Annotated in this window: 16 protein-coding genes; 3 read left to right on the top strand and 13 right to left on the bottom strand. The window is 43.6% G+C overall.

What is annotated here, in order from left to right; all coding sequences use genetic code 11:
• Positions 1-2 precede the first annotated feature (2 nt).
• Positions 3-1685 carry a BatD family protein gene (locus L3V36_RS05790; RefSeq protein ID WP_208774630.1) on the top strand — a complete coding sequence of 561 codons (1683 nt, stop codon included), beginning with the start codon at positions 3-5 and terminating at the stop codon, positions 1683-1685.
• A 136-nt stretch (positions 1686-1821) separates the two neighbouring features.
• Here the strand turns inward: L3V36_RS05790 and L3V36_RS05785 are convergent, their stop codons facing one another.
• The 5 genes from L3V36_RS05785 to L3V36_RS05765 form a co-directional block, all read right to left on the bottom strand.
• Positions 1822-3966, bottom strand: a complete 2145-nt coding sequence (locus L3V36_RS05785) for a GGDEF domain-containing protein (RefSeq protein WP_108091651.1) — start codon at positions 3964-3966, stop codon at positions 1822-1824.
• Between the two features lie 336 nt (positions 3967-4302).
• A complete protein-coding gene (gene pstB / locus L3V36_RS05780; RefSeq protein ID WP_004732036.1) occupies positions 4303-5052 on the bottom strand; it encodes a phosphate ABC transporter ATP-binding protein PstB in 750 nt (249 codons plus the stop codon).
• Between the two features lie 90 nt (positions 5053-5142).
• Positions 5143-6006 (bottom strand): phosphate ABC transporter permease PstA, encoded by an 864-nt coding sequence (pstA, locus tag L3V36_RS05775; protein ID WP_004732038.1) that lies wholly within the window; start codon positions 6004-6006, stop codon positions 5143-5145.
• 15 nt (positions 6007-6021) lie between these two features.
• The gene (gene pstC / locus L3V36_RS05770; RefSeq protein ID WP_004732040.1) at positions 6022-6951 is read right to left on the bottom strand and encodes a phosphate ABC transporter permease subunit PstC; all 930 of its coding nucleotides are present in this window, start codon (positions 6949-6951) and stop codon (positions 6022-6024) included.
• Positions 6952-7062: 111 nt separating this feature from the next.
• Complete coding sequence (locus tag L3V36_RS05765) at positions 7063-7884, bottom strand: phosphate ABC transporter substrate-binding protein (RefSeq protein WP_004732042.1); 822 nt, start codon at positions 7882-7884, stop codon at positions 7063-7065.
• A gap of 461 nt (positions 7885-8345) precedes the next feature.
• Between L3V36_RS05765 and L3V36_RS05760 the strand changes: the two genes are divergently transcribed.
• Positions 8346-9989, top strand: coding sequence for a methyl-accepting chemotaxis protein (locus tag L3V36_RS05760; RefSeq protein WP_208774629.1), 1644 nt, complete (start codon positions 8346-8348; stop codon positions 9987-9989).
• Positions 9990-10112: 123 nt separating this feature from the next.
• On the opposite strand, the gene L3V36_RS05755 is transcribed toward L3V36_RS05760, so the two are convergent.
• The 7 genes from L3V36_RS05755 to L3V36_RS05725 all read right to left on the bottom strand — a co-directional run bounded on the left by L3V36_RS05755 (position 10113) and on the right by L3V36_RS05725 (position 20893).
• Positions 10113-10670, bottom strand: coding sequence for a DUF1566 domain-containing protein (locus L3V36_RS05755; protein WP_102446877.1), 558 nt, complete (start codon positions 10668-10670; stop codon positions 10113-10115).
• Between the two features lie 2 nt (positions 10671-10672).
• Positions 10673-12148, bottom strand: a complete 1476-nt coding sequence (locus tag L3V36_RS05750; RefSeq protein ID WP_208774627.1) for a DUF1566 domain-containing protein — start codon at positions 12146-12148, stop codon at positions 10673-10675.
• Between the two features lie 4 nt (positions 12149-12152).
• Complete coding sequence (locus tag L3V36_RS05745; RefSeq protein WP_208774625.1) at positions 12153-14522, bottom strand: proprotein convertase P-domain-containing protein; 2370 nt, start codon at positions 14520-14522, stop codon at positions 12153-12155.
• Between the two features lie 9 nt (positions 14523-14531).
• The gene (locus tag L3V36_RS05740) at positions 14532-16673 is read right to left on the bottom strand and encodes a TonB-dependent hemoglobin/transferrin/lactoferrin family receptor (RefSeq protein ID WP_208774624.1); all 2142 of its coding nucleotides are present in this window, start codon (positions 16671-16673) and stop codon (positions 14532-14534) included.
• Complete coding sequence (locus tag L3V36_RS05735; protein ID WP_208774622.1) at positions 16674-18695, bottom strand: prolyl oligopeptidase family serine peptidase; 2022 nt, start codon at positions 18693-18695, stop codon at positions 16674-16676. It lies immediately after the preceding gene.
• A gap of 311 nt (positions 18696-19006) precedes the next feature.
• Positions 19007-19912 carry a lipase secretion chaperone gene (locus tag L3V36_RS05730; RefSeq protein ID WP_102446882.1) on the bottom strand — a complete coding sequence of 302 codons (906 nt, stop codon included), beginning with the start codon at positions 19910-19912 and terminating at the stop codon, positions 19007-19009.
• A gap of 39 nt (positions 19913-19951) precedes the next feature.
• Positions 19952-20893, bottom strand: a complete 942-nt coding sequence (locus L3V36_RS05725) for a triacylglycerol lipase (RefSeq protein WP_065682256.1) — start codon at positions 20891-20893, stop codon at positions 19952-19954.
• A gap of 558 nt (positions 20894-21451) precedes the next feature.
• On the opposite strand from L3V36_RS05725, the gene L3V36_RS05720 reads away from it, so the two are divergent.
• Entirely contained in the window at positions 21452-22699 is a 1248-nt protein-coding gene (locus L3V36_RS05720; protein ID WP_208774754.1) for an SGNH/GDSL hydrolase family protein, read from the top strand.
• A gap of 153 nt (positions 22700-22852) precedes the next feature.
• Here the strand turns inward: L3V36_RS05720 and L3V36_RS05715 are convergent, their stop codons facing one another.
• Positions 22853-24184 carry a DEAD/DEAH box helicase gene (locus L3V36_RS05715; RefSeq protein WP_004732064.1) on the bottom strand — a complete coding sequence of 444 codons (1332 nt, stop codon included), beginning with the start codon at positions 24182-24184 and terminating at the stop codon, positions 22853-22855.
• Between the last annotated feature and the right edge of the window lie 112 nt (positions 24185-24296).

Below are 24296 nucleotides of genomic sequence, written 5' to 3'. Positions count from 1 at the left end.
CCATGCGATTTTTAAACAAGCCATTTTTATCAATGCTACTGACACTGCTAATCGGTGTTTTCTCGTCACATTCTGTATTCGCAGCGACCGCTGTTGCGAGCGTTTCCCAAAACAGTGTGACCAAAGATGAAGTCTTCCTACTTAGAGTGGCGACCAATGAAAAAGTATCGTCCGGTGCTTTAGACCTAACCCCTCTTCAGAAGGATTTCTACGTCAGTACCCCAAGATTTGGGTCGTCGATGCGAATCGTCAATGGCAGCCGCACCGTGTCTAGCGAATGGAATATTACCCTTGCCCCACTTCGATTAGGCCGATTAGATATTCCTAGCTTTGATATTGAAGGCGCAAAAACCCAACCGATCACCATCAACGTTGCGGTTAATAAAGCCGCTCCAAAGCAGAGTGATATGGCCGAGTTTCAACTTAATCTGAGTAAAGATTCGCTGTACCCTCAAGAGGTCGCAGAGCTTGATGTAAAACTCATTATTAAGGCTGATCCTAGAAGACTGCAAGATCCTAAAATCGTGCCACCAAGCTCAGCGCAATTAGACGTGGAACCGATTGGAGAGTCTAAGCAATTTCAAGATGTTATCAATGGACAAGAGGTCACCGTTGTTCAGCAATCTTTCCATATATCGTCACAACAAGCAGGACAATTTCAGCTTCAAGGGCCAAAGTTAACCGGTGCTGTTGTTTACTCAACCAACAACTCAAGCACAACGCGCCTTTTCCAGCTCGACACGCCTGTTGAAACCTTAGATGTAACAGTGAATCCTGTACCAAAAGGCTATCAAGGTGAGTGGTTACCAACATCGAACTTCAAGTTGATTCAGAAATGGTCAGATAGCCAAGGCAACGAGCTGACAGGTAGCAATACTTTAGGTGGCGACAAGCAGAATATTGAGATGGAAGCCGGTGATTCGTTAACTCGTACCATCACAATGACAGCCAGCAACTTGACCCAACACCAGTTACCAAAACTGAACATCACCTACCCTAAATCGGTGCGCGTGTATGAAGAGAAACCGCAATTTGGCACTACCCAATCCGGTAATGCTATCGTTGTTTATAAGCAGGTTCTCATCCCTAAGGAATCTGGAAGCATCTCCCTGCCTGGTGTTTCTCAAACTTGGTTTAACACCGATTCGCAATCACAAAAAACCAGTAAGGCTCTTGGTCTTGAGTTGTCGGTTCAGGCGAGTGATCGCGTAACCTCAAGCACGCCGCCTCCTGTTATTGAAACACCAACTCAGCAAGCCAGCCCGACAATTGTTACCGTTGAAAACTCAGGAATGTGGCCTTATCTAACGGCGCTGTTTGCTGCGTTATGGTTAATCAGCTCGGCTCTTGCTTTCTACTTCTGGTCACGCCGCGGTACAGCAATAAAACCAAAGCAAAAAGATGAACGTCAATCAGATACAGCCGAAGCGCTTATTGAAGCTCTAAAAGCAAAAGATGGCGTGATGACCAGAACCTTGTTTGAGCAATGGAAAGTAGAAAATTCAGACTTGAGTGATGAGACGTTAGAAACAATCGAAGTTGAGCTCACCAAGCTAAATCAGAGTCTCTACGCTGAAGCTGGTTCACCAAGTCAGTCATGGGATCCAGCTCTAGCAATCAAAGCGGTTAAGAAACCAAAACGCATCTCGAACAAAACACACAAGAGCACATTAGAAAGGCTTTAATTAACCAGCGTTCTAAGTAAGCAGAAAGCTAGTTAAACAGAAAATCTAAGTAAACAAAAAAGAACGAAGCCGTGATGACCACATTGTGATCATCACGGCTTCAATCGTTTTGAGATCAGAAAAAATAAACGCCAAACTAAATCAATGGCGTCGCGACCTTTGTTCGCTTTAGAGCAGAGACAATTCGATTTCGCCCTGAATCTTTGGCTTGATACAAGGCTTTGTCTGCCTTGCCATACAGTAGATCGAAATCGAATTGATGTTGGTCTGAGGTTATCGACGCATAACCGACAGATGCGGTTAAATACTGGCTGGTGCTGCTTTCACAATGAAGGATCTTCGCCTCTTCAATGCATTTTCTGATCGACTCTGCACGCTGTTTAGTTTCAGAGTGATGAGTGCCGATCATCAACAACATAAACTCTTCACCACCAATACGGCAGAAGGTTTCTTTATCGCCATGAACATGAGCATTAAGTATCTTGCCTATAGTGCGCAGAGCAGCGTCACCTTCCGTATGCCCGTAAACCGTGTTGTACAAACCAAAGTGATCAAGGTCAACAAGAATGAGTCCAAACGTGACTTCGTGCTCTGTGGCAAATGCCCCTTGATCATCACAATTGAGATCATCTAAAACCTGCGACAACATACGACGATTTCCAAGGCGTGTCAGAGGGTCAAGCTTAGAGATGATATCCAACTGCTCATTGGCTCGTTCAAGCTCTTGAGTGCGCTTACTGACCTCTTGCTCTAGCGTCTCATTAAGCTTTTTGAGCTCCTCTTGCGCCATAGTTCTCTGTAGCACCTCAGCTAAACTCGAAGCGAAGATACGTATCACTTCACGCAGTTGTGAGGTTAAAGGGCTGCGAGTTAGCAAATTATCCGCGGCAATAAACGCAATCGGCTCACCCGTATTGGTGGTGAGCATTGTCATTGCCGTCCAACCGACACCCACAATATTGAAATCGTGATAGATAGGCACCGATTCTTCAAAGGCAACTTGATTAGGGCAAGCGCGAGCTGCGGCTACAATGTCACGCTCCACCAGCTCTGAGCGATAATAAGATTCATCGACGATGTCGCCTTTTATGTCCGTGCCCCACGTGCCTTGCATGTAACTGCAATGTTTATCGGTGAGGAAAACGGCCAGTCGGTCGATGCCTAAATGCTGAATCGCAAAGCTAACCGCCGATTTACAGACTTCGCTTACGCTATCGCAACGAGACAGTTCCACCATACTTGAGTGCAACATGCGGATGTTCTGTTCTTGCCGTTTGCGGATGTAGATCTGAGAAAGCAGAGAGCCAAAGGATTCAAGCATCTGCTTTTGATAATTAGTGATGGGTGAACGGTGAATGTAATTGTCCATTGCGATCCAACCGACGGGTTTATCCCCTTCACGTAAGATCAACATGCCATTCCAACCTTGCCCTACGACCTTGCCTTCGGTGTATAGCGGCGCTTTCTCAATAATAACTAGGTTAATGTGATTGTCAGACAACGCCTCAATGTATTCGGCTTCAAGTTGATGTAAATCGTACTGAGTATGATGCTCGCTGTTAGTTTTTCCCCGCTCATCGGTGCCGTAAGTGCCACTAAAGCAGCGCTTTTTCATATCGAGTAACATGAAGATCGCACGGTCAAAGCCTAGACGGTCGCGCACTGCCTCAACAGAAGCCTTATACAAAGCATCCAAAGAGTCAGGATTAGAAAGCTCTAACGCGACCTGATGGACTAGTTTCATGTTCTCAACAAATAGCTCTCGCAGCTTAATTTCATCAAGGTACTGCGCTTCACGTGTGTCTCTGTGTTTGATCTCAAGTGCCGCGTTCTTTTCCGCACGAATACACTGCCAGCGAGCTGCGGCTAGTTGAAGGACATCAAGATCTTGGTCGAACGTTTGGTTGATCTGCTGAGCATTGCAATTTTGAACAATTAAATAAGTTCTGCAGGCAGGCGCGTTGTCTAGCATCATGATGAACGACTCACCACCCAGCACCTCCATGTGTTCCCACTTACAAGTATTGATAGACATCGGAAGCACACCATCTGCGGTATCAAACTGGGAAACCCAAGGCCAAAAGGTTGAGGGATACTTGTCGAGGGAGGTTAGCTCACCGCAACAAAACAAGGGTAACGAATCGCCTTCTGGTGTTGGCTCGGCAAATACTCCGATCCCTTTTGGGGCAAGTACCTCAACAAGGTAACCAAAAAGAGATTCTGCCAACAGACGGTGGTCGCGAGTAGCAGATATTTGTTTTGCAAAGGCTTTAACAGGCACAGCTTCCGTCCATTGGCTAATGAGATTGAAGCAAAAATACCGAAGCCTTGATATGCAATCAATGTAACTAAAAATGAGATGTTAAGCGGGTCGCAATTTCACTTTTTACATTATCACAAGCATGAGAAGGACGACAAAAATGGGATTTCCTGCCCAAAATTTCATCGACATTGATACTTTTTTAGCGACATAAAAAAGCCCCACATTAGAGTGGGGCAAAACTTCCATCGCTTATAGTTATAGTGATAATTCTGTCGATCTATTCGATTATCTAACCTGCGTTTCAGTTAGCGTGCTGTCCTTTAAAAAAACTAAAACAGCACTGAGTTAATCGAATTAACCAAAGTCACCGTTTACGTAACCTTTAGTACGATCATCTTTTGGTTCGCTGAAGATAACACTCGTTTCGTTGTGCTCTACAAGCTCTCCCATTAGGAAGAAAGCCGTGCGGTCTGAGATACGACGCGCTTGCTGCATTGAGTGCGTTACGATAACGATAGTGAAGTCTTTCTTCAGATCTTCCATCAATTCTTCAATCTTGTGTGTCGCGATTGGATCAAGTGCCGATGTAGGCTCATCCATCAAGATTACATCCGGTTCCATTGCAATCGTACGAGCGATACATAGACGCTGTTGCTGACCACCAGACAAACCAAATGCGTGCGCTTTAAGACGGTCTTTCACTTCATCCCAAAGTGCCGCACTACGTAGTGAACTTTCGACTACTTCATCAATGTGTTTCTTGTCTTTGATACCTTGAGCGCGTAAGCCGTAAGCTACATTCTCGTAGATGCTCATTGGGAATGGGTTTGGCTTTTGGAATACCATGCCGACACGAATACGTAGGTCAGCCACATCAATATTGCCGTAGATGTTTGTGCCATCCATATCCAGCTTACCTTTGATAGTAACGCCTTCAATTAGGTCATTCATACGGTTCAAACAACGCAGCAGCGTCGATTTGCCACAACCAGATGGGCCAATCAGAGCCGTTACCTGACGTGTTGGAATTGGCAGGTTGATAGATTTAAGCGCTTGGTTGTCGCCGTAAAACAGATCTAGGTTCTCAATATCAAATTTGTTCATATTCGTAATCTCTAAATTCTTAAATTCGTGTCTAACTTGATGCTTTCTTTATCACGGTGGCTCTCTTTATTGTTGAGCCAGCTAATGAGCTTAGTAAGTTGCCGTGTTGAAGCGTCTCGCAATCAGTTTTGTAACCATGTTGATCAAGAGAACCAATACGATTAGGACTGTCGCCGTGCCGTAGGCTTGGTTCCACTCATCGATAGTAAATAGCTCTGTTGTCAGCTTATATAGGTGAACCGTTAGTGTACGGCCAGAATCGAATACCGACTCAGGAACACGTGCCACCATACCTGCTGTTAAAAATACAGGTGCTGATTCGCCAATTACACGACCAATACTAAGAATGACCGAAGTTAAGATACCTGGCATTGCGCTTGGTAAGATCAAACGCCAGATAGTGTAGATTTTTGAAGCGCCAAGGCCGTATGAACCTTCACGATAAGTTTGTGGTACTGACATCAATGCTTCTTCTGTAGTACGAATGATTACAGGAAGAATCAGGATACTTAGTGTTAGTGCACCCGACAGAATCGAGAAGCCAAGACCAAGAATCGAAACAAAGAAGGTCATACCGAACAGACCAAAGATAATCGATGGAATACCCGCTAAAGATTCTGTACAGAAACGAATCACTTTAACCAGTTTACTGCCCACTTTTGCGTATTCGGTTAGGTATATTGCCGTCATAATGCCGAGTGGCGCCGCCACTGCAATCGATGCGATTACCATGTAGATCGTGGCAATGATCATTGGGAAAATACCACGTTCTTCACCGGTTCGAGTGTAGTCGTCGGTGATGAAGTTCCAGTCTACGTATTGCAGGCCATTCGATAGGATGTACCAAATGATCCAGAATAAGAAACCAACGGTGACTGCTGCTGCTGCCCAGATAAAGCCTTTCAAGACATTATCTTTCATTTGACGTGCTTGTTTTAGTTTTACGCGATCCATATTACTTATCCTCGCCTACTTCGTTTTTTCACGATTAAGATAAAGCAGAGCACCATTCAACATCATGATGAATACCAGAAGCACAACGCCGGTTGCGTACAGTGCACTCGCGTGAATACCACTTGCGTAAGACATTTCAATAGCAATATTTGCGGTTAGCGTACGAGCCGAATCCAAAATACCTTCTGGCATTGCTGGCGCATTACCCATCACCATGATGATTGCCATCGTTTCACCCAGTGCACGACCGATACCCAGAATCACACCAGTCATAATGCCTGAACGTGCAGCAGGAACGAGTAACTTAAAAATCGTGTAGATTTTCGAAGCACCCAGTGCAAGTGAACCTTCTTTGTACGTACGAGGTACAGCGCGGATCGAAGTTTCAGAAACCGTAATAACGGTAGGAAGAATCATGATACCCAGAACAATGATACCCGCGAAGATAGTGTTACCCGCTGGTACTTGGAAGATGTTCTGAATCATAGGAACGATGATTACTAGACCAAAGAAGCCGTAAACTACCGACGGGATACCCGCTAGAAGCTCAACTGCTGGTCGAATAATATCGGCAAGACGCTTAGGAGCAATCTCAGCAATAAAAATAGCGGTTAATACACCGACGGGGACACCAACAACTACAGCGCCAAGTGTCGAGACAATCGATGCAACAATCATGGTTGCAACGCCGAATAGAGCTGGCGGTAACCAGTCCACACCCAGAACGATGCCAGAAACACCAGCCTCTTGGAATGCAGGGATACTCTCTGCAACGATAAAGTAAGCGATAACGGCTAGTGATACGATGCCGATTACAGCACTCGATAAGAACAAGCCGTGGAAGATTCTTTCTCTCCAGTCGATGCGCTTCTTAGCACGTAGACTTGGCTTGTTGATTTGAGTCGCTTCAGTATTCATAAGCTTTTCACTATTTGCGATGGTCATATATAAAATCTCAAACTTTGTGGCTCAACAAGAGCTCGAAATAGACAAAGTTGAAAGAAAAGGCTCAGCCTAAGTTAGGCTGAGCAATAATTAAGTGTTGGTCAGTTAAGATTAGTTAACTGTGATGTAGCCTTTCTTGTCAGCGATAGCTTGAGCTTCATCTGCAACCATCCAATCTAGGAATTGTTGAGTTTCAGCTGTTGGAGCGCCGGCTTTGTAAAGAACTAGGAAAGGACGAGCAACTTTGTAAGAACCGTTCTTTACGTTCTCAACTGATGCTGCTGCGCCGTCGATAGTTAGAGCTTGAACTGTGTTATCTACAGTACCAAGAGAGATGAAGCCGATAGCGTATGGGTTGCTTGCTACAGAAACTTTAAGTGCGCCGTTACCGTTTGCAACTTGTGCACGTTGAGAGATAGCCGATACTTTCTTGTCGCCAATCTTCTTCTTAAGTTTCATGATGTCTTCGAATGCACCACGTGTACCAGATGCAGTATCACGAGTGATTGCTACGATTGGCTTGTCAGCACCACCAACATCTTTCCAGTTAGTGATGTCGCCTTTGTAGATTGAAGTGATTTGCTCAGCTGTAAGAGCAGATACTTCGTTATTTGGGTTAACAACAACTGCGATACCGTCACGAGCGATAACGAGCTCTTTCAGGTCAGCTGTTTTCTCTTCTTCTTTTAGGTCACGAGAAGAGATACCAAGGTCAGCACTTCCATTTTTTGCTGCTTTGATGCCTGCAGAAGAACCTGGTGCTTGAATTTCGATGAACACTGGTTCGCCTTTATTCATGTAGGTTTCTGCAAAAACTTCAACCAGTGGAGAAGCACTGTTAGAGCCAACTACAGAGATAGTTTCTTTAGCTGAAGCTGTATTCACTGTTAGAGCGCCTAGTAGTGCGATTGCACCGATAACTGTCTTTTTCATCACAAATTTCCTTTAGTGGCGTTATTGCCGTAATGTTTTGCTTGAACGAGGCCTACTTTAGAATCCGAATGTGACAGTTGTGTTTCACTTAATTGAAGCCTATATGACAACTACAATTTATTTTCTTGTTTTCCCCCTACCAAATAGCCTTGAAGTAATAAATTGGCCTCATTCATAGGCGCTGAATATTCATTCCAACCTATTTAAGCCAAACCGTTCAATATCTCGCCCACTGTCATTACCTAATACCGCACAAGGTTCCTCGTCAAATAACCCTATCTTAAAAATGGCTAAAGCCTTGTTTGTACGATAAATAATCAGAATTTATGAAATATCTATCGCATATATAAAAATAGCATCTATTACTGATTGAATTGTCATTCTCAATAGTTAGAATCACTGGTTAATAATAATAATAACAATTGCTTCTGCTCATTTACTTATTCAAAGAAGGACAATACATGCGCCAACTTCTCAGTGGCTTATCAATCAAAATACAAATTCTGATTCCAGTACTCTTTTCCGTCGTACTACTTTTGACGGGTGTCATTATCGGTGGTGACAAACTGGAAAATGCTTTTAAAGATGTATCAACAGCAACAGATCAGCTGATTCTACATAAAGAAGAACTTAGCGAGATCGTCGACAACAGCTACGATATGCGCATCAAGGCGATCTATAGCTTATTTAATCCTGACGACGTCAAAACGCTTGTCGAAACGCTAAATCAAAAACGTGACCAAAATACTCGTCTACTGAACTCGCTTGATACCGTACCAGGCATGCAAGATGAAGTAGCCGCAATGAGCAAAGCGATGAATCACTATGTCGACTTTTCTCGCACCACCATGCTTCCTCTATTAAGAGCGAAACACGGCGATGCATCACTCTCATCAGATTTTGATAACCGCTACCAGGTTGCAATCGACCAATACCGTCACGCGGGTAATGAAATGGTGCAAGCAATCAACACGCTTTCTAAAAAGCTCAACTTACTTGCCACCCAAGAAGTCGACACCAATGGCCAACAGCACACCAGCACACTCAATACCGCGACTATTGCGCTGTTAGTGATTCTTTCAATCGCATTAGTCATCAGTTGGACGCTTGCTGGCATCATTGTTAAGCCGCTTAGCAATATCCAAGAAACCATGCGCGAAGTAGCAAAAGGTAACCTGCTAGTAAAAGCCGAAGAACATGGTGACAACGAAATATCTCGCCTTGCCCAAGACGTAAACAAATCTGTTGAGCAATTGCGTGACACGGTAAGCTCACTGTCTCGAATCAGTATTGAAGTAGCGTCTGCGTCTACAGAACTGGCGGCAGTAATGACGCAATCAAGTGCTAACTCTGATCAAGAGAAGCAAGAGGTTGAACAGGTTGCTTCTGCTGTAAATCAACTTGAGAGCACAGCATCACACGTCAACGAGAATGCAGTACAAGCCGACTCAGCTTCCAAGCAAGCCGACGAAATGGCAACACACAGCATGAGCTTGTTTAACGAGAGCAACCAAGCTAATGAGCAAATGGCGATTCAGCTGAGCGAAGCGGCAAACGTTGTAGGCACGTTAAAAGAGCACTCCGAGCAGATTGGTAAGGTAATTGAAGTAATTCAAAGCATCTCTGAACAAACTAACCTTCTTGCACTTAATGCAGCAATCGAAGCCGCACGAGCAGGGGAAAGTGGCCGTGGTTTCGCCGTTGTTGCCGATGAAGTTCGAATGCTGGCGGCACGTACCCAAGATTCAACCAAAGAGATCCAAGCAATTATCGAAGGCTTGCAGGTTCAATCGGGTAACGCCAATGAAAGTATGAGCAGTTCACTGTCTATGTTAGAGCACAACCAAACGCTCTCAGGCGAGGTGAGCGCAGCCCTTTCTGGTATTGCTAACTCAGTAACCGACATGACAGAAATCAATACTCAAGTCGCCTCTGCCGCAGAAGAGCAAAGCCAAGTGACTGCAGACATCAACCGCAATATCTCCAACATATACAGCCTAGTAAGCCAAAACGTAACCGGCATTACCCAAGCTGCAGCAGCAAGCCACGAGCTATCTAACTTAGCCGAGCAGCAAAAGCAGCAGTTGGACTACTTTAAGGTATAGGGTTTAAGGTGTAGGCTTCAAGGTCTAAGGTCTAAGGTCTAAGACTTAAGTTAAGACCTATATACCAGAATCTAAAAGGCCGTGGAAAACCACGGCCTTTTTATTTACGCATTAAGAACTAAATCATTCTGCAACTAATAAGACGCTAAATTTATATTGTGCGGCGTTGTACTGGTAAACCTCACCATTAATCGAATCAAACGTCATAACACTTTGTCCGTTACCTGCTGAGGTCGAACTCCAAACATAAGCTTCTAAGTCACCTGTTTCAAAGTTAAACGTGTCACCGAAAGCTTTTGCACTAAGTGCAGGTGAGTGGCAAGCCACTTCTTTTAAAGAAATAAGTTCTTTAATGTTTGGCATGCGCCATTGATCAACACCACCAAATTGGTGTAATTGGTGATTCCCATTAGCGTCATTGATTGACTCAACCATGGTCAATGCACTCTGCCATAAGAAAGTTTCCCCATCACCGGTACAAGATAGCGATGACTTATCCCACGTCTTACCTAGCTGGCAACGCATCCAAGTTAACCCTGTGAGTTGGTCAGTAATAGTACCGTTATCATTGGTAACATAGCGAGTGTTAGATGCTGTTCTTCCTAGGTCTAAGCTACATTCTTGAGCAAAGGCACCTGCCGAAAATAAACTAATTAAAGCGACGGTTAGTATGTTTTTCATTGCTATTTACCTTGTAGTGAAACCAAACGAGCAGGGAATTGGTAAGAATCGTAATTATCTGAAGAATCAACATCACCAGAGTAAATCTCTAGCGCACTGATATAACCTCTGTCGCCACCAAGAGTGCCGATTTCGTTGTAATAGAAGCCCCCATCAACGGTAGTATTACTGTACTGATTATAAATAATGGATTGATTCCATACCGACCCTATATAGCTTGTGTAGTCGATCCCAGCCGTTTGGTGGGGGAAGTACTTATAAGTTAAACCGTAAGCCTTACCATCCGAGTTGGTTTCTGTCTCACCAAAGTCGAGTAGATTATAAAATTCATGAAATGTTGGTAAACGCCAGTCAGATTTTCCACATAAGTTAATTGAGTTAATGTGCTCCACGTAATCTTGGGTCGTACAAACTTCATCGCCTTTGGTCTTACACGTCGCTAGATCAACATCCTGATCGTAAGGCGTTACTACTCCAGGTAGTTCAAGGGCTAATAGGCGGTCTTTGTGTTGAATCGAGGTTTCATCGTCAGTTTTAGATTCCCAAATTAAGCCACTTCGCTCATCAAGGACACAAGACCACTGAGCCGCATCATCAGCCAGAGTTTGACCATTATCATCCAACTTAGTGAATTTAAAACCATTACCCGACTGTGCATTTTTCTCTGTTGTATCAAAACCAAATTCAGCATCTTGACCAGGAAAGCTGTCTGGGCGATCTGCAACATCTTGAGTATCATCAGTATCGGAGAAGTATAGAGTTGCACCCGTATCATTCAGCGCCGTCGCTGCCTTCATATCGCCAGCAATAACGTTTGAGAATTCCGTAATTTCATCATTCGTTAAGACACCGCCTACGAAATCAGTGGTGCTTTTATCAAACTTATCACTAAGCTGTGCCAACATATAAGCACGGTATGTTTTATCAAAAACTTTAACCGAAGAAACCACATTTTGCTCTAAACTCGCCAGCTCAGAGTCAGATAGGTGATCTTGAATATCACCGGCAATAGTAATGCCTTTAGCCGCCAGTTGCGCTTTGAGTTTACTGTTCGCATTCTTTACGGTGTAACCATCTAAAACATACCCAGCAAGCAATGAACTAATACCATTAATTTCATTACCTGATGTTTTTTGTAGACCTGGAGCTGCGATGTAAGATAAAGAAGTCTGTACACCATCTGCGTTGCTAACGGCTACACCCGTATCCAACTCCACTAATAGCGGTAGTGAAAGCATCGACTTTTGAGTGCTAGTTAAACTAAATTCACCATTTGTATTTGCCGTCGTGGTTGGTTCACCGCTGTCACACGTCAAACTTTCATTCAAGTCAGAACAAACTTTACTTTTTAGTGCTACATTCTGAGCAGTAATTTTACCTGCAACGGTATAAGTTGGATCTGAAGTCTCGGAACCGCCCGAACCTCCACAGCCCGCAAGAGCCAAAGACATGGCTAAAATAGTCAATTGTGGTTTCATAGAGTTATCTTCTTGTTGTGTTTTTAAAGAACATTGTGTTTGTAAGGAACGCTTTATTAATTAACGGCTTTGCGTTTTCTAAAAAGTTCATCAGACATAACGAACTTTTTGAATTAAGTGAACGACCAAGTGTCAGCAGCAACATAAAAGCAATAGCAAGCGGAGAGCTTCCACCGCCCGAGCTACTGCTAGAGGAAGCCTTTGCACCGACATCACCACAGTCGTATTCCGAAATAGTGCCAACAGCCCAGCGGTTTAGCAGCCCTAACTCACCCATAACATAATCACCAATCTCTAAACGCCAAGTGCCATTACTCGGTTCATCAGCAAACGCGTTAAGCACAGCGTCATGTCTAAAGGTAAAGAAGCTATTAAAGCCATTAGAACGGGTTGCTTGGTGCTTCAGTAAATCAACACGAGTGCCTCGTGGAGAAATTAATGTCACGGTTAAATCGGCAAGCCTTGGGTGTTCAATATCAAGGTAGACACCAAATTGGTCACCAACCGATTGAACCGCATCATTCAGAGTGAAGTTAAATGTTTTGAAACCTATTATTGATTGGTTAGAAGCACTCAACTTACTGTCTGGTAAAGGACTGTTCACTTCTTTCAATGAAGCACTCAGATTAGGGAGCCCATAAATGAGGTCTATTTGATGTTGCCAATTCAACTTTTTTAAAGCTGCGTCATATTGGTAATCTAACGATGTCGTCATGTTGATTGCTGAACCACAAACTTGACCAGTTGGTAAAGCCGTTTCGATAGAAAGCTGATTGCTAAGCTTACTTGCAAAGGGTTTAGTTAACCCCGCCACTTCAATCTCACCTTCAATGTCCGCTAGCCTTGAGGTTGGGTACAAGCCGACATTCAATAACTTTTCTGGATGAACATATCGGGAAGCAATTTCAACGCTAAATGGCTCAATAATTAAATTATGAACGGCAAATTTTTCCTTCAACACCTCGGCGTAGCGGCGTTCTGGGTACAATTCTTGGGCGACAAAAATGGCATTTTCCGCTAGATCATGCATTTTCAATCCGCGTCCTAATCCATACATAGACTCTAAAACTATGGTGTCGAATTCTTGGAAGCCAACTTGGCCGTACAATTCAACAGAACTTTTTAATGCTTGGAATAAGGGCGTAGACCATAGTTCATCACCCAGCTCTCCAGCCACACTTTCGTGAGGTCTATATTCAGCATGTTGAAAATATCGCGCTCTTTGGTTCCATAAACTGCGGGTAGTATTACGGACACCAAAATACCCATCCCAGTTAAAGACGGTATCGATTTCAAACTCTTGCCCTTGAGTTTGTGCATTTTCAAACTGAGTACGGAAACTAAAGGTACCAGCCCAATAATCACCAAAACCTTCTCCTATTGCACCAGTGTGTCCATAAGCCCAATCCTTAACGATTTGGTAATGAATCCCATGGCCAAGCTCATGAATAATGACATCAGCATCTAAGGCATCAGGGGATCCACCAGCAATGCCAAACAACGCCGCTTTGGGTCCGTAATAGTAAGTAGAGTTATCCGCCGATAAACCTCTGCCATCAAACTCTAAAGGTCCATCAAATAGAGAAAAACCTAATTGGTTCAGGTAACTTAATGACTGGTCAAGATGTGCAAACGCCATCACTTGAGCAAATCTATTATCTTGCCAATCGACCTGCTTCAGCTCAGCTAGACTTACGAATGTCGTCACTCCTTCTGCAGGAAGAAAGCTCTGACCATCTCGGTTTGTTATTTCACCGGTCTCGTGATTCACCGTCACTAAAGCTACAGCATCCACTTGAGACACTCTGCTATTGGTCAGATAAATGCCACCGCTGTGGCTAAGCACCTCAACATCCTTGGAAATGTATTGAGGAGGATGTGGGTATTCACTGATATCTGTTAGCAAGGTTTCAGGCGGCGCACTTCTATCCATCGTTCTTAAATCAGGACTGAAGATGCTTAGCTCTGCTTGCACAACCTGTCCAGAAACTAGAGCTGGCGGTCTTTGTGCTTCCAACTGACGAGGAGCTTCAAGCTCAGCTGCAGTTGTTGGCTGCCCATTTCTGATAACCGTGTCTTCAAGACTTTTGAAAACACGTGATACTTGATGATCATTATCAGTCGTTAACACCACAGTTCTTTGCTGCTGATAGACACCATTTTCAAATACATCAAAATTGTAATGATGACCAAGCTTAGACTGGTTTGAATAGCGAAATTGCAAACTACCCACACTAGGATAGGCTTGTTCTAAGTAAGTTTGAGCTTCCTGTTGATTGGCAACTAACGTATTACCTTGAGGGTAATCCCACTGCGCCGCAACACTCGGTAGTGAAGCCAATAAAATGGCGACACATAAAGGTGATTTGATCATACTGAGCCCTTAAAACACATACTTAGCGTTAACAGTGAAATAACGACCCGGCTCTGTTGAATACAGTTTTTGGCTGTCAATGATGCCGGCAACATCTTGATAGCGAACGTATTCTTTATCGAACAGGTTAATGACGTTCGCACTAAGACTTAAACCAAAGTCCCACGCATAGCTCATTCCCATATCAACACTCGCCCAACCAGCAGTCGTCGCACACTCGACAGCAAGACCTATATCGGTTTCGCATTCCGGCACTTTATCCATCGCCTGTGCCCAACTCACCATCGTATAAGCAGAGAATGCTTGGTTGTCATAAGTAAGCTCTGCACTACCTTCCCACGGTGTTAAGGTACGGATTTTATCTCCGTTACCATCTTCACCATCCACAATACCTAATTGAGTACTGGCCCCCCAATTTTCTGTAAATTGATGTGCAATCGAAGCCTCAATACCATATGTCTCGACTCCATTAATATTCTGAAACTGCTTAAAGTAGTTACCTGTATCCGTGTCAGGGTCGGACGTCACTTGTTTCACACCAATAAAATTTTCAAACTTTTGATAGAACACCGCAGTGTAGAATTGAGTACGACCATTATCGTACTTACTGCCTATTTCAAAGGTGTCACTGGTTTCCGCTTCTAAATCCATATTCGGAATAATTTGGAAAGGCGTGATGGGTACAAAATCATGATTTTGAAAACCGTAAATTTTGTCGTAAGTTGGCGCTCTAAAACCGTGGTTATATGAAATATATGAGTTCAAAGAATCGGTGATTTGATAACCTATAGACAAGCTAGGTGATAGCTCTGTGCTGTTTTTATCTTCAACGGTGTAACCATTGATAGTATTTCCTGACGCAGGAGTCAGGCGATGTAAATCGACACGAGCCCCAGCAGTGACGGTCCAACGGTCAATTTCAATCACATCACGTACATAACCAGCAAATACATAAGCTCGCGCAGAGGCGAACGGTTTTGCATCTTTATTGTTCAAACCGTTCCAATCTAAGGTTGTTGCGCTACTTGGACGTTCGTAAAACGTTGTGTCAAAACTCAAACCATATGAGATAGTATGGTTCACATTTTTTTGTGTAAAAGAACTAATAAAATCTGCATCAGCACCGATCACTTCATCGGTAAAATGGCGATCGTCGATCAAGCGACGCTGCACCGTAATATTATTTTGCTCTTGTGATATCAATGCATTAACATTTTCATCAGCAACTGTACTACGCAAATAAACTTTTGTGTCTAGCTCTTCAAACCAAGAATCGATAGGGAAATATTCTGCCCCAACATAAACGGTAAATGACTCAGTGTATGCTTGCTGATCGAAATCATCCGTTTTCCACTCGCCGTCTTTCTGAATCTTAGCAATACCTTCTTGTCTACTTAGGTTTTCTTTATAATATTCAACGTTACCCTTCAGCATCAGAGCATCGCTTGCCCAATAATTCAGCGTGTAAGCACCACTAATCCCATCGATAGAGCGGTTATATAAATCTTCATTGTAGTTGCGCGTTTCTCCCCCATCCCAATAAGCAAGGCTAATTAGGCTTTCTACATTTCCTGAACGGAATGCAAGGTTAGTGGCGCCTTTATATTTATTACTAATGCCCGTATAGGTTCCTGAAACATCGCTATAAAAGTCGCTATCTTTTAAGTAGTCCCCAGGCTGCATCGATTTAACAACCACAACACCACCAATAGCACCGGAGCCGTAAACTGAAGAGCTTGCCCCTTTGATAACCTCAATGCTTTTCACATTCGACATATCAAATGAGTTTCTTCCAACCTTGTCATTCAGATCTTCTGCGCCAAAGCCATCCGACGACTTAACCCCATCTTTTACAATAGCAATTCGATTGCCCGACATACCACGAATCGTAATATTCTGAGCGCGACCAGCTCCCCCAGAAACACTGACTCCAGGCTCGCTCTTTATTGCGTCATAAAGCTCCGTTGCGCCTTTTCTTTCTAGATCTTCACCAGTAATCACGGCAACTGAGCCCGCGACTTCAGATAATGGTTGCTCTATTTTATTGGCTGTTACAATCACTTCTTCAAAGTGATAAACCTCAGATTCAGCGTGCACGAGGTTGGCAGCAAGTACACTCAGTACTGCCGCTGATAGGGGGGAAAGCTTCATTTACTGCTCCGCTTTAATGTCTTTCAGGGTAAGTGATAAAAGAAATGCGTACTCAAACGCTTGTTGCGATTGGGACTGTCGCCTGTCTGTCGAGTGTCCTTGAGTAAAATTTGTCGATAATAGGTAAGGGCCGCTTCCAGTCGTAAGTTCACTGAGTTTTGCGTAATACTTAGCCCCTTCCCAATAAGGTGCGCGGCGGTCATTCAGGCCAACCTGAATCAATATTGGTGGGTAGTTTTGCTCGCTAAGATTCAGATAAGGGTCATATTGCTGCATTACCTTCAATTCATCGGCGATATTTGGGTTGCCCCACTCACCGTACTGCTGAGCCGTTAAAGGTAATGCAGAATCAGACATGCTGTTCACAACGTCGACAAAGGGCACTTTAAGGACAGCACCATCAAACAAGTCAGGAGCCTGATTTAAAGCTGCAGCAACAAGAGTGCCACCAGCACTTCCACCCATCGCATAAATAGGGCGCTTACCGAGATTGTATGCAGTCAAATCACGAGCAGCGGCGATGAAATCCAAGATGGCATTTTCTTTTTTAATTCCCTTACCTGCTTGATACCAAGCGTCACCATAGAAGCCACCACCTCGAACATGTGCAATCGCATAAATTACACCCTCATCAAGTAGGCTAATGATTTGGGACATAAAGTAGGGCTTCATCGTCATGCCATAAGCACCGTATCCATACAAAAACACTGGAGAGGTCTTAGTCAATTTGTCTTTGCGATAAGCCAGTGTGACTGGAATCGTTACCCCACCAGAATTCACCATAACTTGCTCGGTTTGATACGCTGATTGTTGGTATTGAGGGTAATAGTCTTGAGAGAAGCCTTCTCGTTGTAAAGTATCAGTATTCAACCGGTCCCACTTCGCTGGCTGAGTCAAAGACATACTGCGAATATGTAATTTGTTACTCTGGTAGTCGCCCACTTGGCTTACCCAAGCAACTTGGCCTGCGTCAGCCAATAACTGGCTTGAGCGATAGCGATTGTCATTATCGAAGAAGTGCAAAGATTGAGACGCGCCAATCTGACTCACAACAACAGCGCCAGACTCAAACAAATAGAAGTTACTGATTCTAGATTCGTCCGTTGGTTCAAAAACCGTTCGCCAAAGGTTGATATGTGTAGCCTGAGTAAGTGGTGCAGAGTAAAAAGCAAAATCATTGCGCTCGTGATTACTGTTGGCAAACAACATAGAACCCGCAACATCAACGTAGTATTCCACTCCCGCTTTGCGTGGTAAAAGTGGTTCAGAAACTTCGCCGCTATCAAGGTTTAACAAACGTTGCTCGCTCGAGTTTTCACTGTTTGCCTGAACCACAGCAAATTGCGTATCACTAGAAAGGTAATACGAAAGCAACCAAGCGGAATCCACCTCTTCCGTTAATTGAATCGGCTTTGACTCATTTAAGAAGTATTTTGTTAGCGCATATGGTCTCGAAGTTTGTTGTTCAAGTTGAATCAAATACAGGGATTGACCGTCTTTCGACCACGCCAGCGAACTGTCTACATTTTGAGCTACTGATGTGACTTGCTGAGTTTTAAGATCAACAACACTCACTCGATACTGTTCAGTGCCCGTAATATCTTCTGCTATCGCGAGCTTGGTTTTAGTTGAGTCGAGTGCCCAATCACCTAACTGATAGTAATCATGCTCGGCAGAACGAGCATCAATGTTAAGCAACTCGGTCAAATCCTCACTCCCAACTAATCGGGACAACAAGGCTCTTTTGCCTTTGTGATTTAGGATCGCATACTCGTAACCACCGATTTCCTGCCATGGTTTATCGGCGCGTTCAGGGCGATTGTCTTGCCATTTCTGTTGTAGGGATTCACTCAGAGATCGAATACGTTCTTGATATAACTGAGTTTTATCATTCTGTTGATTAAGATAATTGAGTACTTTACTTGCACTACGAGAATCATCTCTGAGCCAAGAGAACTGATCAGATGCGCTAACCGCTCCCGTCAGTAAGAGCGCAAAAGCTAACAACACACACGCTTTCATAAATACAACAAATCCATACGCTAATTTAATAAATTTCGCGTATACTGCACCTAAACGATAATGAGATCAATTATCATTTACATAATTATGTGAGATTAATCACGAGATGGGCATCAATTAATGATGGATTACTATTGTAATCATGGAAGGAATTTATATTTAGATAAGCCTGATAAATCAGTCGATAGTGTTTAGTTCAATCAGAAAATTGACCATTTACAGAATAAGCAAACGTTTACTAAGTTTGTGAAGCGACTATCTCCACTAAGGCAATTTTGAAAATTTGGCTAACGTCGTTAGCTCAGCAAACCTTACTGACCGTTCTCAGCAGCTCTGATTCTTTCAATCGCTTCTACCCTTCTCAGCTGCTGTGGCTGAAAATGAGCTTCTCTAAGCTGGGAGATCGTCTCTTTTTGTTCAATTTCTGAGAGTGCTGAGTCATTCAAAATGTCATTTCGTTCAACAAAGTATATTTCTAAAGCTCCTTCAAAGCTCTCTCTTTGTTGATCAAGCGCTTCGAGCCGCTGTGTCGCTTCTTCGCCGACCAGCTCATTTCTCTTCAAGTATTTGCCTTGTTCATCTAGACCTTCTGAACTGGATAGCTGTGGGAGTAATACCTGATTTTGATGGCTCGTTTGAACGTAATCTGGCTGTTCAGATAGATAAGACTCAAGCCTTTGCTGATATTCCGGCTCGTCTAGCCCTTCTTGTTTCAGAAGTAACTTTTCTAAAGCGATTTCCCTCATTCTGTTGTCATGGGTAAATAGAATACTTATCTCGCTCTCACTGAAAAATTGAGATTGGAGATCGAGCAGAGCTTGATTCAGTGCACGTAAGTCATCAGCGGAAATGGATGTGGTGTCGAATTGCACGTCCAATGATGTCAGTGCCGACTTGTACTCAAGATACTTGGCAAACAGTGCTTCATCGACAATCGTAGCTTGTGATTGCTCGTGGTGTTTTGCCACATTGTCACGAATATCTTCAAGGGTTAATTCGGTATTGCCTGACACGAAATATTCCATCATGTCTTTGGCTGATGCATTATCGATTTCGGTATCTTGTTGAGAGGTAACCTTTAGTGAGGAGGCGTTCTGTTGTTTGTTGTTTAAATTTAGATTGTCTGTTTGTTCGGGCAAAAAGGTTACATATAAAAAGACCGCCGCTGTGCTCATCAGGGCTATCGTAGTTATCGACAAAATGGCGGTCTTTTTCATTATATTTTCCTTATGATCTTAACTTTTGGGCAGTGCGACCTACAGGCCAGCCAACTTCAATCGATTCGCGTGTTGGCGATATAGCGTCACGGGATCGGTCTCAAAGAGATGATGGATGCCCAACAACCCATTAATCTCGTCTAGGTGATTCATTTTGTAATCATCACCAATCACTTTGCCCAAATGCGCGCTGCATGCTCCCACTAAACCATCATTAGGTTCATTGAATGCTAAGCCAAGGATTGTCATCGCTCCGTCGGTAGGATCGAGAAGATTGGTGAAAGTGGAGGATCCTGTCCATGAATAATAATAAACACCGTTATTGGCTTGCCATTCACCATCGCCACACGCAGACGTCGGAACGCCTTCAGGGTAAAACTGATTGAATGCAAGCGAACCTTCGGTGGTCAACGCTTCAAGGGAAGCAAGGCCATCTTGATCAAGATCCGTTCCGCCAGATAATAGGTTGATAAGCGTAGTCAATCCACCAGCCAACTTAACCGCAATACCTTCCGCGGCTGAGCCTTCTGATACGGTTCCACGCACGAGGTCGGCGACTTTCGAGCCTTTATGAACACCACCAATGCTCGTCACCGAAGCAACCAAATCAGGACGTACTGATGCCACATAGCGCGCTGTTGGTCCGCCGTGGCTGTGACCAACTAGGTTCACCTTACTTGCCCCTGTCGCGGCTAACAGTGTTTCAACTTGAGCCAACAATTGCTCGCCACGCACTTCAGAGCTGTTGGTCGCTGATACTTGCGCTACATAGACGCTCGCACCATCTTTGGTTAGGGATTCAGGTACGCCATAGAAGTAATCGACACCCGCTAATGTATCGAAACCAAACAGACCATGTACCAACATAATGGGGTATTTCGTTTGTGTGTATCCACTGACCTCTAATGCCGATGCGCTTGTTCCGGCATAAGCGCCAAAACTGGATAGACAGGCTATCGTCCAAATTAATATCTTTTTCAATGCTCTTTCCTTAAACAGATTAGACCTCTGATGAGTAAAAGAACCGTAGTTGATGATTTTATAAAACAGAAAATAGCAACTTGATATTTGTGATGTTGAACTTGAATTAAACAGTTGTGATGAACATTAGAAAAATAGAATCAGACCAGACACCGAACCACAATAAGCTATTGATTAAATTAACATTTAACAAAAAAACCATGAAACTATAACTTCAATTATCTTGACCAAATAAAAACCAACATTCACAAAACAATTTATCTCGTTTAGATCTGCGGCGACAAACTGGCAAGTCATAGCCCACTAAAATCGAATATTAATGATAAATCCCTCGCTTCGACTTGATTGTTTTTCAACCAGAAAGTCGTTGGAAATTTGATACTTATACCAATTATGAAACGCCAACAACCTGAATGTATTGACGAGAATTATTGATTCTAGATATAGGTCGTACCAGTTATTTACTTATCCAGTTATCAACAAGCAAGAGGCAACAAACAATAGGCAACAAGCAACAACGTTTTGTTTGGCTCACTAAATACAAAAGAGAATACAGTGATGAAAAATACGGCTTTAATACTCGCGTTAACCATACCATTTGGGGCTTATGCTGCTGATGACTCCATACCGACACCAGAATCGATGACATCCGCACAAGTGCTCAGCACACAAGGTTCTGAGACCTATTCTTATGTTCGATGTTGGTATCGAACTGATGCATCGCACGACTCTGCAGCCACCGACTGGAAGTGGGCGAAAAAAGAAAACGGCGACGATTACACGATCAACGGATATTGGTGGTCTTCTGTTTCTTTCAAGAACATGTTCTACAGTAATACCCCACAGTCTGAAATCAAACAACGTTGCGAACAGACTCTCGGCATCCAGCATGACGCAGCTGACATTACCTACTTTGCCGCAGACAACCGCTTCTCTTACAATCACTCCATCTGGACCAACGATAACGCTGTGCAAGCCAATACCATTAATCGCATTGTCACTTTTGGTGATAGCCTCTCTGACACTGGGAACCTATTTAATGGCTCTCAATGGGTTTTCCCAAATGCAAACTCATGGTTTCTAGGGCACTTTTCAAACGGTTTGGTTTGGACCGAATATTTAGCAAAAGCCAAAGACGTTCCTCTATATAACTGGGCCGTCGGTGGCGCAGCAGGTACCAATCAATACGTGGCACTGACTGGCGTCTATGATCAAGTCACCTCTTACCTAACTTACATGAAAGTCGCTAAAAACTACCGCCCAGAAAATTCACTATTTACTCTAGAATTTGGCCTCAATGACTTTATGAATTACGACCGAGAAGTCGCTGATGTGAAAGCTGATTTCAGTAGCGCTTTAATCCGATTAACGGAATCTGGTGCGAGTAATATTCTACTGTTTACATTGCCCGATGCGACCAAAGCGCCGCAATTCAAATACTCGACTGAGCAAGAGATCATTAAAGTTCGTGGCAAGATCTTAGAGTTCAACCAATTCATCAAGGCGCAGGCCGAGTATTACCAAAGCCACGGGAAAAACGTGGTGTTGTTCGATGCAAGTGCATTGTTCGCCAGCATTACCGATGACCCAAAACAACATGGCTTTCGAAACGCGAGTGACGCCTGTCTTGATATCAATAGAAGCTCAGCAGCAGACTACTTACGAAGCCATAGCTTGACTAATGATTGCGCAACCTATGGTTCAGACAGCTATGTATTCTGGGGCGTGACACACCCAACTACAGCGACTCATAAATACATTGCCGATCATATTTTGGCGTACTCGTTCTCTACCTTTGATTTCTAACGAGGAAACCTCGTCGAGTATCATCAAATACCGTCTGTAAGTACCAGAAGCTAAGGGCTTACACGAAGTACAGGTATAAAAAAACCGCCATCATCGGCGGTTTTTTATTTGCATCAACCTTTCAAAGCTAAGCTTTTAGGTCACGCAAGTTGATTACTCGTCGTCCACTTTTGGTGCGACTTTCTTCTTAGGGATAAACACGGTATCACCCACAGCCACATTTTGGTGGAAGCTCTTATCACGCTTAACCGGTTTCTTCGGCGTTTTCTTAACTTGGGTGCTGGTCTTCTTCTTCGCAGGTCCGCCTTTAGCAAAAGCAGGTTTACGAGGCTTAATACCTTTGAATTTACCTTTTAGACCTTCAAGCACAGAGAAAGTAAGATCTTGTTGAAGGTAAAGCTCAACACGCTTAAAGCTGTCCCAGTCTTTTGGACCAACCAAAGAGATTGCATCACCTTTGTTACCCGCACGACCAGTACGACCAACACGGTGCACGTACTCTTCTGTATGCTTAGGCATATCAAAGTTGATAACGTGGCTTACGTTTGGAATATCGATACCACGCGAAGCAACATCGGTTGTTACCAAGATCTTGTAAACCGCACGCTCAAATTGACTCATGATCGCGTTACGTTGCGTTTGGTTTAGGTTGCCACTCAATGCAACGGCTTTAAGCTTCTTCTCGTTTAACTTATCCGTTAAACGATCAGTATCGGCACGAGTTGCAGTGAAGATCATCACCTGACGGTATTCAGCTTCTTCAATCACACGATCCAAGATCGCTTCTTTGTGATCGAGATGGTCACACAGGTAGAACTTCTGAGTGATATCAAGGTGCTGCTCGTTAGAAACACCAACAGAGATACGCTTAGGTGCGTCTAACATTTCATTTGCAATGCCATTCACTTCCGCGTGATCAAGCGTCGCAGAGAACATCAACGTTTGACGACGACGGTGCTTAGCTGCATTCGCAATGCGACGCAATTCAGGTGCGAAACCTAAATCCAGCATACGGTCAGCTTCATCAAGAATTAGCGTTTCAACACCATCTAAAAACAGTGAGCGGTGCTCAAGGTGATCGGCCAGACGACCTGGAGTCGCAACAATAAAACGAGGGTACTTACGCAGGGCTTTAACTTGGTCGTTAAAGTTTTCACCACCCAAGATAAGTGTGGCTTCGTAAGACAGACCGCCAAGCATGCTACGCAGCTCGCCGTAAACTTGTTTTGCTAGCTCACGAGTAGGAGCCAAAATTACACCACGAGGATCTTTAGCAGAAAACGCTTTTGTTTTTAATGCTTTATGTATCATCGGCAACACAAACGCCAATGTTTTACCTGATCCCGTTTTTGATGAAGCCAATAGATCCTTACCAGCAATAGCAACAGGGATCGCTTTTGATTGGATCTCTGTCGCTTTCTTGAAGTCGTAATGTTTTAAGTTCTTCAGTAAGCGGTTATCTAAGCCTAAATCTTTAAAGTGCAAAGGACTCTCCAGTCATGATGGTATTGAATAAAATTAATTTAACATGACATGATACCGCGAAAGTACTTTATAAGGATAGAGATCACAGTAAATTTATCCTTTTATCTGATGT

The sequence above is a fragment of the Vibrio sp. G-C-1 genome, assembly GCF_021728015.1.
GTDB classification, from domain to species: domain Bacteria; phylum Pseudomonadota; class Gammaproteobacteria; order Enterobacterales; family Vibrionaceae; genus Vibrio; species Vibrio splendidus.
Note: the sequence above shows the minus strand (reverse complement) of the source record. Positions and strands in the feature narration are given on the sequence as shown.